Source organism: Flavobacterium sp. FlaQc-30, assembly GCF_044005885.1.
GTDB lineage: Bacteria > Bacteroidota > Bacteroidia > Flavobacteriales > Flavobacteriaceae > Flavobacterium.
The window spans coordinates 276,766-291,382 of the sequence record NZ_JBIPCO010000003.1 but is presented as its reverse complement, the minus strand read 5'-3'; the positions used below and the strand labels follow the sequence as shown (position 1 = coordinate 291,382).

The window sequence follows — 14,617 nt, the reverse complement described above, 5'->3', positions numbered from 1 at the left end:
AATTATACTTGTTTTTCTTCTATTGGTGAATTATTATTTTGGGAAGTAATTTTGGTTTCGTCGTCAAAAAGTATTCTGACCGAAGGCGTATAATCGTCATCGTACTGCCCTGATTTGACCGCTGCGATGAAAGCAATAAAGAAGCATATTGCTACGAAAATACTCACTGAAATTAATAGATAAATAACACTCATACCGTAAATTTATGTTAACAAAATTAATAGGTTACCTGCGTGTAAAATATGATAATTATCATAATCAAAGAATAATGTTAAATTTATAAAATTTACTCTTTGAATTATTTAAAATCATTCTAAACTACTCTTGCTGAAATAGTTAGACATGATCGTTACAAAGCTGACAATTGTAATTGTACTCAATGGCATAATAATAGCCGCTACTAAAGGTAGTAAATTTCCTGTTACAGCAAACGAGAGTCCGACTACGTTGTACAACAATGACAATCCAAAACTCATTTTGATTATTAATATCGATTTATGCGACAGTTTTAAAAAATAATCTAATCGATAAAACTCTCCTGCATCCAAAATAGCATCACAAGCTGGAGAAAAAACATTGACATTTTCAGAAACTGACACTCCTACATTACTTTGTGCTAATGCTCCAGCATCATTCAGTCCATCGCCAACCATCATAACGTTCTTTCCTGAATCTTGCAGTTTTTTAATAAAATCAAGCTTTTGTTCGGGTTTTTGATTAAAAACCAATTCTGTGTTTTTAGGCAATATAGCTTCGAGATTAGCTCTCTCTCCATCATTATCTCCTGAAAGGACTTTAATATTATAATCTCTGCTTAATGTTCCAAAAAGTTTTTCCAAACCTTCCCTATACTTATTTTGAAACACAAACTGTCCGTAATATAAATCATCAATCTTAATATGCAGTGCGGTTCGTTCGATTTCTGATGTATTTAAACCTGGATTTCCCACAAAAGAAGCTGACCCGATTTTTATTGTTCGATTATTAACTACAGCCAAAATTCCCTTTCCTGTTATCTCCGTAAATTCATCAATTTTAACTCGATCCTGATCAGGTAAAAAATCATACAGCATACGGCTTAACGGATGGTTTGAACCGCGAAGAACATTTTTTATCAGGATATAATTTTCTTTCGAAATTTCTTTTCCTTCATACAAAATATTTGACTTTTTATTGGTGGTAATAGTTCCTGTTTTATCAAAAACTATAGTGTCAACTTTTGCTAACTGCTCAATAACCAATGCATTTTTTAAGTACATTTTTTGTTTCCCCATTATACGCAGTATATTACCAAAAGTAAATGGTGCCGTTAAAGCAAGCGCACAAGGACAAGCAACAATTAAAACCGCTGTAAAAACATTAAATGCTGTAGTTGCATCGATAAAAATCCAATACCCGAAACCTGCAAAGGCTATCAATAATAAAATAGGAGTAAAATAACGGCTTATGGCATCGGTAATCGTTTTATGCTTTTGAAGTACTTTTTTCTGAAATATCTCATTACTCCATAATTGCGTTAAATAACTTTGCGAAACAGATTGCAGTACTTCCATTTCAATAACTTTTCCAATCTGTTTTCCGCCGGCAAATACTTTATCTCCAGACTTCTTAATAATAGGATCTGCTTCTCCAGTCACAAAACTATAGTCAATCTCAGCCTTTTCGCTTATTAAAATTCCATCAACAGGAATTAATTCTTGATTTCGTATCAACAAACGATTTCCTTTTAAAACATCATAAATAGGAACGCTTTCTTCTGATAAATCGGAATTTATACGAGTAACTGCAATAGGAAAATAAGATTTAAAATCACGTTCAAAACTTAAAAAGCTATACGTCTTAATTTGAAACATTTTTCCAAGCAGCATAAAGAATACTAACCCTGTTAGACTATCAAAAAAGCCAGGACCATAATTCATCACCATATCAAAAGTACTGCGAATAAACATTACGATGATTCCTAAAGCAATTGGAATATCTATATTAAGCATTTTTGATTTTATACTTTTATAAGCTGAAACGTAATAACCACTTGCAGAATATAAGAAACTTGGCAATGCCAAAACAAAAATCAAAATCCTAAAAAAGGGTTTATAATTATCCAGCCAAAACTCTTTTATTTCAAAATACTCAGGAAACGAAAGAAGCATAATATTTCCGAAACAAAAAAAGGCAACACCCAGTTTGTATGTCAAACTTCTGTCAACATTGTTTTTTCCTGTTTCGTAATTTTCTAAACTTATATAAGGTTCATAACCAATTGAGCTTAATAAATAAGCTATTGATTTTAGTGAAACTACGTCTGAATTGAAAGTAATTCGAACTTTTTTCTCAGGAAAATTAACCTGAGAAGTACTTATTCCCTTTTCAAGACGGTTAAGGTTTTCTAGAATCCAGATACATGAACTGCAATGAATGTGCGGAATACTTAATGAAACTATAGCGGTATTTCCTTCCTGAAATTCTAAAACTTTTGAAAGGATTGCTTCATTATCTAAAAAATCATATTTTCCCTGAATATCTTGCGGTGTGGCTCCCGGTGATTTTTGAAAATCGTAATAACAGGTCAAATCATGAAAACTGAAAATTTCGTAAACCGTTTTACAACCGGTGCAACAAAACTTTTTTTCATCAAAATTGATTTCTTCATTTTTAGGAATAGTTAATCCGCAATGAAAACAACTCTGCTCAATCATAATTTGTTTTTTTTAATGCAACAAATATTCAAAATAAGTCCCTCTTTTTACTATGACAATTATCATATTAAAATGAAATAGAATTCTAATTTAATGAAAATAAAACTGCCAAATTGCGTCATCCTCTTTTTTATAGATATTTTAAACGATATTACTAGTATTAAACGTCAATATTGGTTAATTTTGCACTAAATTTTTTTGCCATGAGTAAATGTGATCAATGTATCGTAAGACAGCTTTCTTCTCTAAAAGCCCTCAGTAAAGATGAAGTTGTAAAATTGGCTAGCAGCAAAACTACCTATACAATTAAAAAAGGCGAAGCTATTTTTGAAGAAGGCGAAGTTACCAATGGTGTATTTTGTGTCAAAGATGGTGTTGGAAAACTTTCTAAATTAAGCGCTAACGGAAAAGATCAGATTGTAAAACTGGTAAAATCTGGTGAATTATTAGGACAACGCTCAATGATCAGCAACGAACCTGCAAACTTAACCGCAAAAGCGGTTGCAGATATGGAGGTTTGTTTTATTCCTAAAAACGAAATCATACATTTCTTTAATACAAACAATCAATTCTCTTTGAATTTAATGCAGTCTGTCTGCGAAGATTTAAAAGAATCTGAAAATGATAAAATTGCTTTAGTTCAAAAAACAGTAAAACAGCGTTTAGCAGAAACTTTATTACAGTTGCATGAAGGTTTTGGCGAAAATACAGACAAAACCTTAAAAGTACAACTTACAAGAGAGGAACTGGCAGGAATAATTGGTACGGCAACTGAAAGCTGTATCCGTTTATTATCTGACTTTAATAAACTGGACTTAATTGAATTAGTTGGGAAAAAAATTATGCTTAAAAATATTAAAGCCTTAAAGAAAATGGCTGAATAATTTATTGTTTTTTTGCTTCATTCCAAAAAACATCCATTTCTGCTAAAGTCATATCCATTAAAGGTTTCCCTAATTCACTTGCTTTACTTTCTAAATATTGAAAGCGTTTGATGAATTTTTTATTAGTGCGCTCTAAAGCATCTTCTGGATTAACATTTAAAAAACGGGCATAATTTATCATTGAGAATAGGACATCTCCAAATTCGGCTTCGATTTTATCTTGATCACCTGATTTAACTTCTACTTGAAGTTCTTCTAATTCTTCTTGAACTTTATCCCAAACTTGATGTGGTTCTTCCCAATCGAAGCCAACACCTTTTACTTTATCTTGAATACGGCTTGCTTTTACTAACGCAGGAAGACTTCTTGGCACGCCTTCCAAAACTGATTTTTTACCTTCTTTCAATTTAAGCTTTTCCCAATTTTGTTTTACTTCTTCTTCATCTTTCACAACTGTGTCGCTGTATATATGAGGATGGCGATGAATTAATTTATCACAAATTTCATTGCACACATCAGCAATATCAAAATCATTTGTTTCTGAACCTATTTTTGCATAAAAAACAATGTGAAGCAATAAATCACCCAGTTCTTTTTTTACTTCATTCAAATCATTATCTAAAATAGCATCACCCAATTCGTAAGTTTCTTCAATCGTTAAATGTCTCAGCGTTTGCAATGTCTGTTTTTTATCCCACGGACATTGCTCACGAAGTTCATCCATTATAATTAATAATCTTTCAAAAGCTTTTAATTGAAGTTCTTTGCTCATTTTTTCTTGTTTTTATGTTTCCAGGCAAGTGATTGTAAAAGTAAAAAATCCTGTCAAGAAAACATCTCAACAGGATTAATATATTTAAATTCAGAAAAACTATTATTCTTCTTTCTGAGCTTTTGCTTTTTTAGCAGCTGGAGCTTTTTTTACTTTCTCTTCCACTGCTGGAGTTTCTTCTGGAGCTTCTGCAGCAGCTGGTGCTAAATCAGTAACCAAACCTTTAGCTTGAAGTGTATTGTACCAGTTTAATACTTTTTTAATATCAGAAGGATAAACTCTTTCTTCATCATATTCTGGCAAAATTTCTTTAAAATAAGCGCTTAATGTTGCGTTATCTTCTTTGTGCGAAATAGCTTGACCTTTGTTTTCTTTAGCAGCAATTTTTTGCATTACTTCAGTCAATGGTTTTTCTCCTTCGTATGTATAAATTGAAATTTCTGATAATAAACTTACATTACTTTTTAAGTTTACAGTAATTTTTTTTCCGTCTAATAATGATTCTGCCACAAAACCTGTACGAGTCTGTACTTTCAATACATATAAACCTGGTTTCCCAGAAATGGCTAAAATTTTGTCTAAATTCATGTTTATTAAAATTAGTATTAAGAATTTTATTATATTTTTTTATGTTCTAAATTATTCAGAACATTTATCTTCCTTTTTTAGCAGCAGCAAATTTCATTCTATATTCTTGAAATGTTTTACCTTCAGTGATGTTTTTCAATTTTTTCTGAATCAAACGTTTTTTCAAAGATGATATTTTATCTGTAAATAAAACCCCTTCGATATGATCGTATTCATGCTGAATAACTCTGGCGATTAAACCATCAAAAACTTCTGTTTTCATTACAAAATCCTCTTCACAATATTCGATTGTAACGGTTGGTTTTCTATAAACGTCCTCGCGAACATCCGGAATACTTAAACATCCTTCATTAAAACTCCATTCTTCACCTTCTTCTTTAATGATTTTTGCATTGATAAAAGTCTTTTTAAAACCTTTCAAATCTTTCTGCTCATTTGATGATAAATCCTCATCGTCACTAAAAGGAGTTGTATCAATAACAAACACACGAATTGGCAGGCCAACTTGCGGTGCAGCAAGCCCAACTCCATATGCATTATACATGGTTTCATACATGTTTGCTAATGTCTCTTTTAAGTTTGGATAATCTGGCGTAATTGCTGTTCCCACTTTTCTTAAAACTGGGTCGCCATATCCTACAATTGGTAAAATCATTTGTTTTTGTTTAATGTTTTATCTAACAAAAACCCTATATTGGGTTCTTATATTTCAGCTGGCAAAAATAGTAAAAAATAGTCAATGAATAATTTTAAACCTATATTTATGATATATTTTGCATGCTTCTAAAAACTCAGCTATAATTATGCCAAAATAGTTCGTACAATTCTTACCTTTGCTAGTAAACCTCACTTTATGTTTGAACGTATCTCGAAATTCACAAATAGTACTTCTTTTTTAAATGCGTCAAAAGTAACCATCGCCTCAGTTGTACCCGTTTTAATTTTAAATTTTTTAGGACATTTCGAAATAGGTTTCACAATTGCATTAGGTGCATTTTATACGTATCCCAGTGATATTCCGAGTTCTTTAAGCCATAAAATAAAAGGTCTTATTGTTGCTTCCTTTATTGTTTCGGGCGTTAATTTATTAGTAAATCTTGCTTATCCGCATCCTTATTTGTTTTATCCCTTTTTAGGATTTTTATTGTTTATATGCTCCATGATTTCAGTATACGGTCAGAGAGCAACATTAGTTTCGTTTTCTGCTTTATTATCGATTTCATTATCCTTTGGTCATTTACATGAGGGCTGGGAAGCTTTTCAATACTCTGGTTTTATTTTTGTCGGGGGAATTTTATACTTAATTGTTTCACTAGTTTTTCACTTTGTACAACCTTATAAATATATCGAACTGCAAATTGCAGAAGGCATAAAGCTAACCTCTAAATACTTAAAACTTAGAGGTGATTTATGGAATCCCGAAGCAAATCGTGAAAAGATAATCGAAAAACAGCTGGCGATACAGGTTGATCTTAATTTGATTCATGAGGATTTACGAAAAATGCTGATTGGAAATCAAAATGCGTCAGGAACAACAAGCCAAAATCGAAAAATGCTGCTGGTTTTTATAACCTTAGTAGAAATTCAAGAGCTTGCTTTGTATACTTCTTTTGACCATAATAAGATTCATGAAAAGTTCAATAAACATCCTGAAGTTTTACGCACTTATCAAAATGTAGCGTATAAGCTGGCATCAACTTTAAAGAAGCTTTCTAAAAACGTACAGCATATTGCTGTTTATGTTGACAAAAATGATTTAAAAAATGAACTTGATGCTCTTGAGTTTGCGATTTTTGATTATGAAAAGAGCTTAGGTAAAGAAGAAGCGGCAGAAGGCGTATTAATGCTTACTAATATGCTGAAATATGCCAAAAATCAGGTTGGAAAAATTAAAACTATTCAACGTGCTTTATCGCTGGCAATGCAGTCTTATAAATTAAAAGATAAAGACAAAGAATTAGAAAAATTCTTAACGCCGCAATATTATCCGCTGCGAACTTTAATTGAAAACTTAAGTTATTCGTCGTCAATATTCAGACACTCTATTCGCTTAACGGTAACTATTTTGTGTGGTTTTATCCTTGGTCAATTATTACATCTTCAAAATAATTACTGGATTCTGCTAACTATAGTTGTAATTATGCGCCCCGGATATGGTTTAACTAAAGAACGATCTTATAATAGAATTTTCGGAACTATTTTAGGAGGACTTTTAGCATTTGGAATCGTATCGCTTATTCAAAATCATGTTGTTTTGAGTATTTTTTCGATTGTTTGTATGCTTCTCGGAATTTCGTTTACTCAAATTAACTATAAAGTAAGCGCCACATTTGTAACGATGTATGTTGTGTTTATTTACGGAATTTTGACACCAAATGTTGTTGAAGTAATTCAATTTAGAATACTTGATTCGCTTGCTGGTGCCACTTTGGCCTTTATAGCTAATCAATTTTTATGGCCGGCTTGGGAATTTTTAAATACACCTATTCATATTGAGAATTCGATTAGAGCAAATAGAAATTATCTTAAAGAAATTGCTGATTTCTATAATAAAAAAGGTGAAGTTCCGACTTCTTATAAATTAGCGAGAAAGAATGCATTTGTTGAGACTGGTAATTTAATGACTTCTTTTCAAAGGATGATGCAAGAGCCAAAATCGAAGCAAAAAACAATGCCTTTGGTAAACAAACTAGTGGTTTTAAATCATTCTTTTTTATCGGCTTTAGCCTCTTTATCTACGTACATACAATCACATCAAACAACATCGGCTTCAGAATCTTTCAATTACATCATAAAAACTATTCTTTCAAACTTAGAACATTCTATTTCAATTTTAAGAAATGAAGCTGTAATTACGGATACTTTTTTTGACAAAGAAGATGTTACACTGCAGTTTGAAGAGCTTAAACGTAAAAACTTTTCTCGTCTTGCTGCTGATGATGAACTAGACAAGGAAACGCGTCAAGCAAAAATGCAGGAAGCCCAAATGGTTATTGAGCAATTAATATGGATGAGCAATCTTGCAGAAAAAATCCTGAAAATTACAAAGGAACTAAAAACAACAAATCCAGATTAATTCATCTGGATTTGTTGTTTTTTATATAAAATTTGACCTTAATTATTCAATTTCAAAACTTCGGCAGTTTCTTTTCTAAGTTCTGCTAAAAGTTCTGGTTTGTCATTAAGCGTTTTTCCATAAGAAGGAATCATTTCTTTCATTTTTGCTTCCCATTCTGGCGTTTTAATTTGATTTGTAAAGCATCTTCCAATCAAATCAATCATAATGGCAACTGCAGTAGATGCTCCAGGAGAAGCTCCTAATAGAACAGCTAAGCTTCCGTCGTGCGTGCTGATCACTTCTGTACCAAACTCTAGAACTCCTCCTCCATCTTCGCCTTTTTTAATAACCTGAACACGTTGCCCTGCTTTTTCTAATTTCCAATCTTTAGAACGAGCGCTTGGCAAATATTCACGAAGGGCTTTCATTCTGTCTTTTGGAGATTGACGAACCTGCTCTATTAAATATTTTGTCAAAGGAATATTATGGTACCCTGCAGAAAGCATAGGAATTAAGTTGTTTGCTTTTATCGATAATGGAAGATCTAAATACGAACCATTTTTCAAGAATCGTGTTGAGAATCCTGCAAAAGGACCAAACAACAATGCTTTTTCACCATCGATTACACGTGTATCAATATGCGGAACTGACATTGGCGGTGCTCCCACGCTTGCTTTTCCATAAACTTTAGCCTGATGTTTTGCAATAACGTCTGGATTTGTACATTTCAACCATTGTCCGCTTACTGGAAATCCACCGTAACCTGCTCCTTCTGGAACATTTGCTTTTTCCAATAAAGGCAATGAACCTCCACCAGCTCCAATAAATACAAATTTAGTATATGCTTTTCGCTTTTGACCAGTAGACAAATCTGTGATTTTAATTCTCCAAGATTTATCCTCACGTTGTTTTAATTTTTTAACCTCATGGTTAAAGTATAAAGTAACACCGTCTAATTTTTCAAGATAATTAAACATGCTTCTTGTCAGCGCACCAAAATTAACATCGGTACCAATTTCCATGTGAGTAGCTGCTAATTTTTCATCAGCCGCTCTGCCTTCCATTACTAAAGGCATCCATTCTTTTAACTGATTAAAATCAGTACTGAATGTCATTTCAGAAAAAATAGGATTACTTTGAAGTGCTTTAAATCTCTTTTTAAGGTATTCTACATTTTTATCTCCCCAAACAAAACTCATATGAGGAACACTTTTTATAAAATTTTCTGGAGAAGGTACTTTATTTTGTTGTACCAAATAAGACCAAAACTGGCGGGAAATTTCAAAAGATTCAGCAATACTAATTGCTTTTTTTGGATCAATACTTCCGTCAGCCTTTTCTGGGGTATAATTTAATTCACAAAAGGCAGAGTGTCCGGTTCCTGCATTGTTCCAAGCATCGGAACTTTCGGCAGCAGCCACATCTAATCTTTCATAAATTTCAATTTTAATATCTGGTTGCAGCTCTTTTAAAATTAATCCAAGAGTTGCACTCATAATTCCAGCTCCAATAAGCACTACTTCACTATTGGAACGTATTGTATTGTCAGGCATAACAGTAATTTGTTTTTAAAGTGCAAAGGTACCTTTTTCAATCGCAAAAAAAAACTAATTTTTACATGATAAAAGTTAGAAAATTATAAATTTTTCCAAAAAAGTGAAATTAATCAGAAATAAACTTAAAAACGCTTCGAAGAAAGATAATCCTGAAGCATAATTGTTGCCGAAATCTCATCAATTAAACCTTTATTCTGCCTTTGTTTTTTGCTCAAACCACTGTCGATCATGGTCTGGAATGCCATTTTTGAAGTAAATCGTTCGTCAACACGAATTACCTTCATCTCGGGAAAAATATTTGAAAAGTGAGTCACAAAACCTTTAATTATTGATGCGCTTTGAGATGGCTCGCCGTTCATTTGTTTTGGCTCGCCTATCAAAACTGCTTCTACTTTTTCTTTAGCAAAATAATCTTTTAGAAAATCAATTAAAGTATGAGTTGGAATCGTAGTTAATCCTGATGCAATAATCTGCATTTCGTCAGTAACAGCAATTCCTGTACGTTTTTGTCCGTAATCTAATGAGAGGATTCTAGGCATATTATCTAAATTTTATAAACGATAATTTAAAAAGAAACTTAAAAAAAATGCAAATATAACCTTTTACAAGCCTTTTAACTTTAACCCTCCTCTCAAAATTATTTACCAATAAAAAATCCGTTCTGAAAAACTCAGAACGGACCTCACCAAAAATATTTAAAACTAAAAAAATATATCTATCTATTAAACAGTCTTCTAAAAAAGCCTCTTTCTTCCTCTTCCTCCTCGTCTTCTTTTTCTTTCTCTTCGTAATTCGCAAACTTAGACTGTGTTTTTTCATGTTCGTATATCAACTCTTTTATATACTCTACATAAGTTCTCTTTTTCTCCTCTAGAAATCCAATTAAATATTTCTCGCTGTATTCAACACCGCTTGCAGCTTCTATTTGCAGCAGTTTTTTGTACAATGGTTCAATATGCAGTGAAATAACTTCTTGCGGAACGGCTTGTCTTCTTCCAAAATAGTTCATAATGACTCCGTTTTCATCTTTTGCAATCTCAAAATCGGTAATAACCCAGTAATAACGCCCAGATCTTGCTAAATTCTTTACAATTGCATGAAAGTTTTTTCCAGCTTTAAGATTTTCCCATAAAACTTTAAAAATGACTTTTGGCATATCTGGGTGACGAATGATATTATGCGGCTGTCCCATTAATTCGTAATCTTCATAACCAGAAACATCAACAAAAACTTCATTGGCATATTCGATAATACCAAACGCATTTGTTTTACTCATAATTACTTGTGTCTTGTCCCACGTAACCTCTTTATCTATAACTGGAATTCGATTTTGAAGTTGATTTTCTTGATTCATCATTTTTCTGCTTATATTATTTGTTTTGGATTGTACGCTTAATTTCCTTACAAAACTGCTCTGGAATTATGTCGCGAAATTAGACAGAAGAAAAAAAGCAAAATCTGATTTTTGTCATATTTTGATATTAAAAAAACTTTTAGCGGCTCTTAATTTCAATTTTTATATTATTGCTTCTTTATTATTTATCAAAATACAAACAAAAAGTTAAATATATAACATCTTCAAAAGACTTTCTCTTTTTTGCATTTACTCAAATACCTTATCTTTGCCAAAAATTAAACACTATGAATTCTTTACAGACTATAATTGAACAAGCTTGGGAAAACAGAGCTTTATTACAAGAAACTACAACAACTGATGCTATTAGAGAAGTTATCGAATTAATTGATGCTGGAAAGTTACGTTGTGCTGAACCAGTTGGTGACAAATGGCAGGTAAACGAATGGGTAAAAAAGGCTGTTGTAATGTATTTCCCAATTCAAAAAATGGAAACATGGGAGTCTGGTATTTTTGAATACCACGACAAAATGTTACTAAAAAGAAATTATGCTGAAAAAGGAATTCGTGTAGTACCAAATGCTGTTGCACGTTACGGAGCTTACATTTCGAGCGGTGTAATCTTAATGCCAAGTTATGTAAATATTGGTGCTTATGTAGATGAAGGAACTATGGTAGATACTTGGGCAACTGTTGGAAGCTGTGCTCAAATTGGTAAAAACGTTCACTTAAGCGGTGGTGTTGGTATTGGCGGTGTTCTTGAGCCATTACAAGCTGCTCCGGTTATTATTGAAGACGGTGCTTTTATTGGTTCTCGTTGTATTGTTGTAGAAGGAGTTCACGTAGGTAAAGAAGCTGTTCTTGGTGCTAATGTGTGTTTAACTGCTTCAACAAAAATTATCGACGTTACTGGTGATGAGCCTGTTGAAATGAAAGGTTTTGTTCCTGCTCGCTCAGTAGTAATTCCTGGAAGTTATACTAAAAAGTTTGCTGCCGGAGAGTTTCAAGTTCCATGTGCCTTAATCATTGGTACTCGTAAACCTTCTACAGATTTAAAAACTTCCCTAAACAATGCACTTCGTGAATACGATGTTGCTGTTTAATTTATAGTTTTACAAATAAAAAAAAGGAATGATTTTCAAAAACTCATTCCTTTTTTTATACTTATTTCTGTTTTTTAGCTGCTTCCTGAAGCTTCAAAAGCTTAGCATATTTCATATAGGAAAAAAAGCTCTGAATCATTGCGAATGTAAGACCATCCAATCCATTCAAAAAGCCTTTTTTAAAAAAGTAGCATCTTACAAAAGCTACCAAACCGTTTAATATTGGTTTAAAACTATTAACTTTTTTATTCTGCTCAAAAAGCTGCTGTGCATGCCAAGTCGAATATAAATTTTTCTTCCTGATAAGCTGATCAAAATCCTCCCATGCATAATGGTGAACATGAACTTTTAAATGGGTTTTGTTGTTTCCTGAAACCTTTTGATGAACACTGTCTTTTGATGGAGATGCTGTTTTTTTATTAAAAAAACGCGACGTTTTATCAGGATACCAGCCAGAAAAATTTATTAACTTATTTCCCAAATAGTTATAAAGACTAAAGGCATAAACATCAAAATGCTGATCTTCATATTTTCTAGATAGTATAAATTTCTCTGCATCTTCTGCCAAAATCTCATCAGCATCCAGATTTAAAATCCAGTCGTTTTTACAATAAGGCAGTCCGTGAATTCTCTGAGGTCCGTCGCCTAAAAAAGCTTGCGAGATAACTTTAGCTCCTTTTTCTTCTGCAATTTTAACCGTATTATCAACACTTAATGAATCTATAACAATTACTTCATCACAAATTCTAAACAAAGCATCAATACATTTACCTATATACTTTTCTTCATTATAGGTAATTACTAACCCACTAATTTCCATATTTCCTAAAAAATCTTAAGCTTTCCTATTTTCAGTTTTAATTTAAATTTCAATAAACTATCTTCTCCTTTTATATCTATTCTTTTTACCAGATAGTTGTTCTTAAAAGGAAATTTATTCACCCTGTTCCCTATTCGTAAACCATATTTGATACCATTATCGCGCATTATTTTTTCAAAAACAGCAAATTCGGTATCTTTCTTAGCATAATTCCCAAAAGGATATGCCAAAACAGGTTTTATATCTAATTGATTTTCAAGTATAAAATTATTCGATTTAATAAAATCAGCTTCCAGTTCTTCTTTAGATAATGAACTGTATTTTCTATGTTCAAAAGAATGATATCCCAACTCAATAAGATTGCGGTCTAATCCTCTTAATTGTTCGGCACTCATTATCTTTTCTCTTCCTTCTATCCAATAATCAAAATTTCCAACGTAAGTAAAAGGTATAAAAAAAGAAGCTTTTAATTGGTATTTTTCAAGCAAAGGCACAGCATATAAGAGCTGACATTCGGTAACATCATCAAAAGTAATAATAATGCTTTTTGAAGGCAGTTCTTTTAAATTGTCTAAATCTTTAAAATGAAATGTTGTGTAATTATTATCGCAAAGAAACTTAAACTGCTCCTCCAACTTTGACACAGAAATACATAAATACAAAGATTTTGCATCATCTTGGTCAACATTATGGTACATTAAAATGGGCAGCTTTGACATTTACTTTTGATTTTTTTCGCAAAGCTAACATTAATAGTATTATTATTCACAAAAAAATTACTTCTTAACCAAAAAATAAGAAACCAACTAGTAAACCAATATATAATCAGATAATAAATGAAGTTGATTTACAGAAGATTCTATACATTTATTATAACTGCAAACCTGACTTATATAAACAAAAAAAAGCAGACATTGAGATTGTCTGCAATAAATTATAGTTAAAAATAATTATGGTGTATCTTTCTTAATAATTTTAATCTTGATGCCCCATAATTATTGCTTTTTTTGAAGTTTTAAAAGCTTCGCATATTTTATGTAAGAAAAAAAGCTTTGAATCATTGCGATTGTAAGTCCGTCGATACCATTAAAAATACCTTTTTTAAAGAAGTAGCATCGAATAAACGCTACAGCACCATTTAGAACTGGCTTAAATGCATTTATTCTTTTTCCTTGATCGAATAATTGCTGCGCATGCCACCCAGAATATTGATTCTTTTTGGCAATTATCTGATCTAAAGAATCCCAGCCGTAATGCAAAATATGCACCGCAACTTTTTTCTCGTTTTGAGTAATTATTTTTTGATGCACTTTTGAATCAGAAGGATGTGCTGTTTGTTTATTGAAAAAACGCACTTTATGATCTGGATACCATCCCGAAAAATCAATCAATTTATCGGCTAAGAAATTTTTTACTCGAAAACTAAATGCATCATAATTTCCTTCAAGATATTTTTTATTCAGAATAAACTCTTCAGCGTCTTTATCTAAAAATTCATCTGCATCAAGATTTAAAATCCAGTCATTTTTGCAGTATGGCAAACCATGAGTACGTTGTGGTCCGTCGCCCAAAAAAGCCTGCTCAATAACTATTGCGCCTTTTTCTTTGGCAATTTCTACTGTACGATCTTTACTAAAAGAATCTACAATAATTACTTCATTACAAACTTTTAATAAAGCATCAATGCATTTTCCTATGTTCTTCTCTTCATTAAAAGTAATAACTAAACCACTTATTTCCATTCTAAGATTAAATTTGTTTAAATGCAAAGATAACTTTTACATTA

14 protein-coding genes are annotated in these 14,617 nt (G+C 31.9%); 3 read left to right on the top strand and 11 right to left on the bottom strand.

Going from position 1 to position 14,617, the window contains the following annotated elements; all coding sequences use genetic code 11:
• Positions 1 to 2: 2 nt before the first annotated feature.
• Both ccoS and ACHRV0_RS09335 read right to left on the bottom strand, forming a co-directional pair.
• The gene (ccoS, locus tag ACHRV0_RS09340) at positions 3 to 194 is read right to left on the bottom strand and encodes a cbb3-type cytochrome oxidase assembly protein CcoS (RefSeq protein WP_089052370.1); all 192 of its coding nucleotides are present in this window, start codon (positions 192 to 194) and stop codon (positions 3 to 5) included.
• A gap of 114 nt (positions 195 to 308) precedes the next feature.
• The gene (locus tag ACHRV0_RS09335) at positions 309 to 2,696 is read right to left on the bottom strand and encodes a heavy metal translocating P-type ATPase (RefSeq protein WP_395440663.1); all 2,388 of its coding nucleotides are present in this window, start codon (positions 2,694 to 2,696) and stop codon (positions 309 to 311) included.
• Between the two features lie 203 nt (positions 2,697 to 2,899).
• Here ACHRV0_RS09335 and ACHRV0_RS09330 point away from each other — a divergent pair, with 203 nt between their 5' ends.
• Positions 2,900 to 3,580 (top strand): Crp/Fnr family transcriptional regulator, encoded by a 681-nt coding sequence (locus ACHRV0_RS09330; RefSeq protein ID WP_089052372.1) that lies wholly within the window; start codon positions 2,900 to 2,902, stop codon positions 3,578 to 3,580.
• 1 nt (position 3,581) lies between these two features.
• On the opposite strand, the gene mazG is transcribed toward ACHRV0_RS09330, so the two are convergent.
• The 3 genes from mazG to def form a co-directional block, all read right to left on the bottom strand.
• A complete protein-coding gene (mazG, locus tag ACHRV0_RS09325) occupies positions 3,582 to 4,352 on the bottom strand; it encodes a nucleoside triphosphate pyrophosphohydrolase (protein WP_129025286.1) in 771 nt (256 codons plus the stop codon).
• A gap of 102 nt (positions 4,353 to 4,454) precedes the next feature.
• On the bottom strand, positions 4,455 to 4,940 hold the full coding sequence (locus ACHRV0_RS09320) for a DUF5606 domain-containing protein (RefSeq protein ID WP_089052374.1): 486 nt from the start codon (positions 4,938 to 4,940) through the stop codon (positions 4,455 to 4,457).
• 64 nt (positions 4,941 to 5,004) lie between these two features.
• Entirely contained in the window at positions 5,005 to 5,595 is a 591-nt protein-coding gene (def, locus tag ACHRV0_RS09315) for a peptide deformylase (RefSeq protein WP_089052375.1), read from the bottom strand.
• 198 nt (positions 5,596 to 5,793) lie between these two features.
• On the opposite strand from def, the gene ACHRV0_RS09310 reads away from it, so the two are divergent.
• On the top strand, positions 5,794 to 8,016 hold the full coding sequence (locus ACHRV0_RS09310) for an FUSC family membrane protein (RefSeq protein WP_395440660.1): 2,223 nt from the start codon (positions 5,794 to 5,796) through the stop codon (positions 8,014 to 8,016).
• 38 nt (positions 8,017 to 8,054) lie between these two features.
• On the opposite strand, the gene ACHRV0_RS09305 is transcribed toward ACHRV0_RS09310, so the two are convergent.
• From ACHRV0_RS09305 to ACHRV0_RS09295, 3 genes are all read right to left on the bottom strand, one after another.
• Positions 8,055 to 9,551 (bottom strand): malate:quinone oxidoreductase, encoded by a 1,497-nt coding sequence (locus ACHRV0_RS09305; RefSeq protein WP_395440658.1) that lies wholly within the window; start codon positions 9,549 to 9,551, stop codon positions 8,055 to 8,057.
• Positions 9,552 to 9,676: 125 nt separating this feature from the next.
• Positions 9,677 to 10,093 carry a Holliday junction resolvase RuvX gene (ruvX, locus tag ACHRV0_RS09300; protein ID WP_089052378.1) on the bottom strand — a complete coding sequence of 139 codons (417 nt, stop codon included), beginning with the start codon at positions 10,091 to 10,093 and terminating at the stop codon, positions 9,677 to 9,679.
• A gap of 176 nt (positions 10,094 to 10,269) precedes the next feature.
• On the bottom strand, positions 10,270 to 10,908 hold the full coding sequence (locus ACHRV0_RS09295) for a PAS domain-containing protein (RefSeq protein WP_089052449.1): 639 nt from the start codon (positions 10,906 to 10,908) through the stop codon (positions 10,270 to 10,272).
• Between the two features lie 287 nt (positions 10,909 to 11,195).
• On the opposite strand from ACHRV0_RS09295, the gene ACHRV0_RS09290 reads away from it, so the two are divergent.
• Positions 11,196 to 12,011, top strand: a complete 816-nt coding sequence (locus tag ACHRV0_RS09290) for a 2,3,4,5-tetrahydropyridine-2,6-dicarboxylate N-succinyltransferase (RefSeq protein ID WP_099719754.1) — start codon at positions 11,196 to 11,198, stop codon at positions 12,009 to 12,011.
• Positions 12,012 to 12,072: 61 nt separating this feature from the next.
• Here ACHRV0_RS09290 and ACHRV0_RS09285 read toward each other — a convergent pair whose 3' ends face one another.
• From ACHRV0_RS09285 to ACHRV0_RS09275, 3 genes are all read right to left on the bottom strand, one after another.
• Positions 12,073 to 12,831, bottom strand: a complete 759-nt coding sequence (locus tag ACHRV0_RS09285) for a glycosyltransferase family 2 protein (protein WP_129025296.1) — start codon at positions 12,829 to 12,831, stop codon at positions 12,073 to 12,075.
• Between the two features lie 5 nt (positions 12,832 to 12,836).
• Positions 12,837 to 13,550: a polysaccharide deacetylase family protein gene (locus ACHRV0_RS09280; protein ID WP_395440657.1), complete on the bottom strand. Its 714-nt coding sequence runs from the start codon at positions 13,548 to 13,550 to the stop codon at positions 12,837 to 12,839.
• Positions 13,551 to 13,826: 276 nt separating this feature from the next.
• Entirely contained in the window at positions 13,827 to 14,573 is a 747-nt protein-coding gene (locus ACHRV0_RS09275) for a glycosyltransferase family 2 protein (protein ID WP_129025812.1), read from the bottom strand.
• Positions 14,574 to 14,617 lie beyond the last annotated feature (44 nt).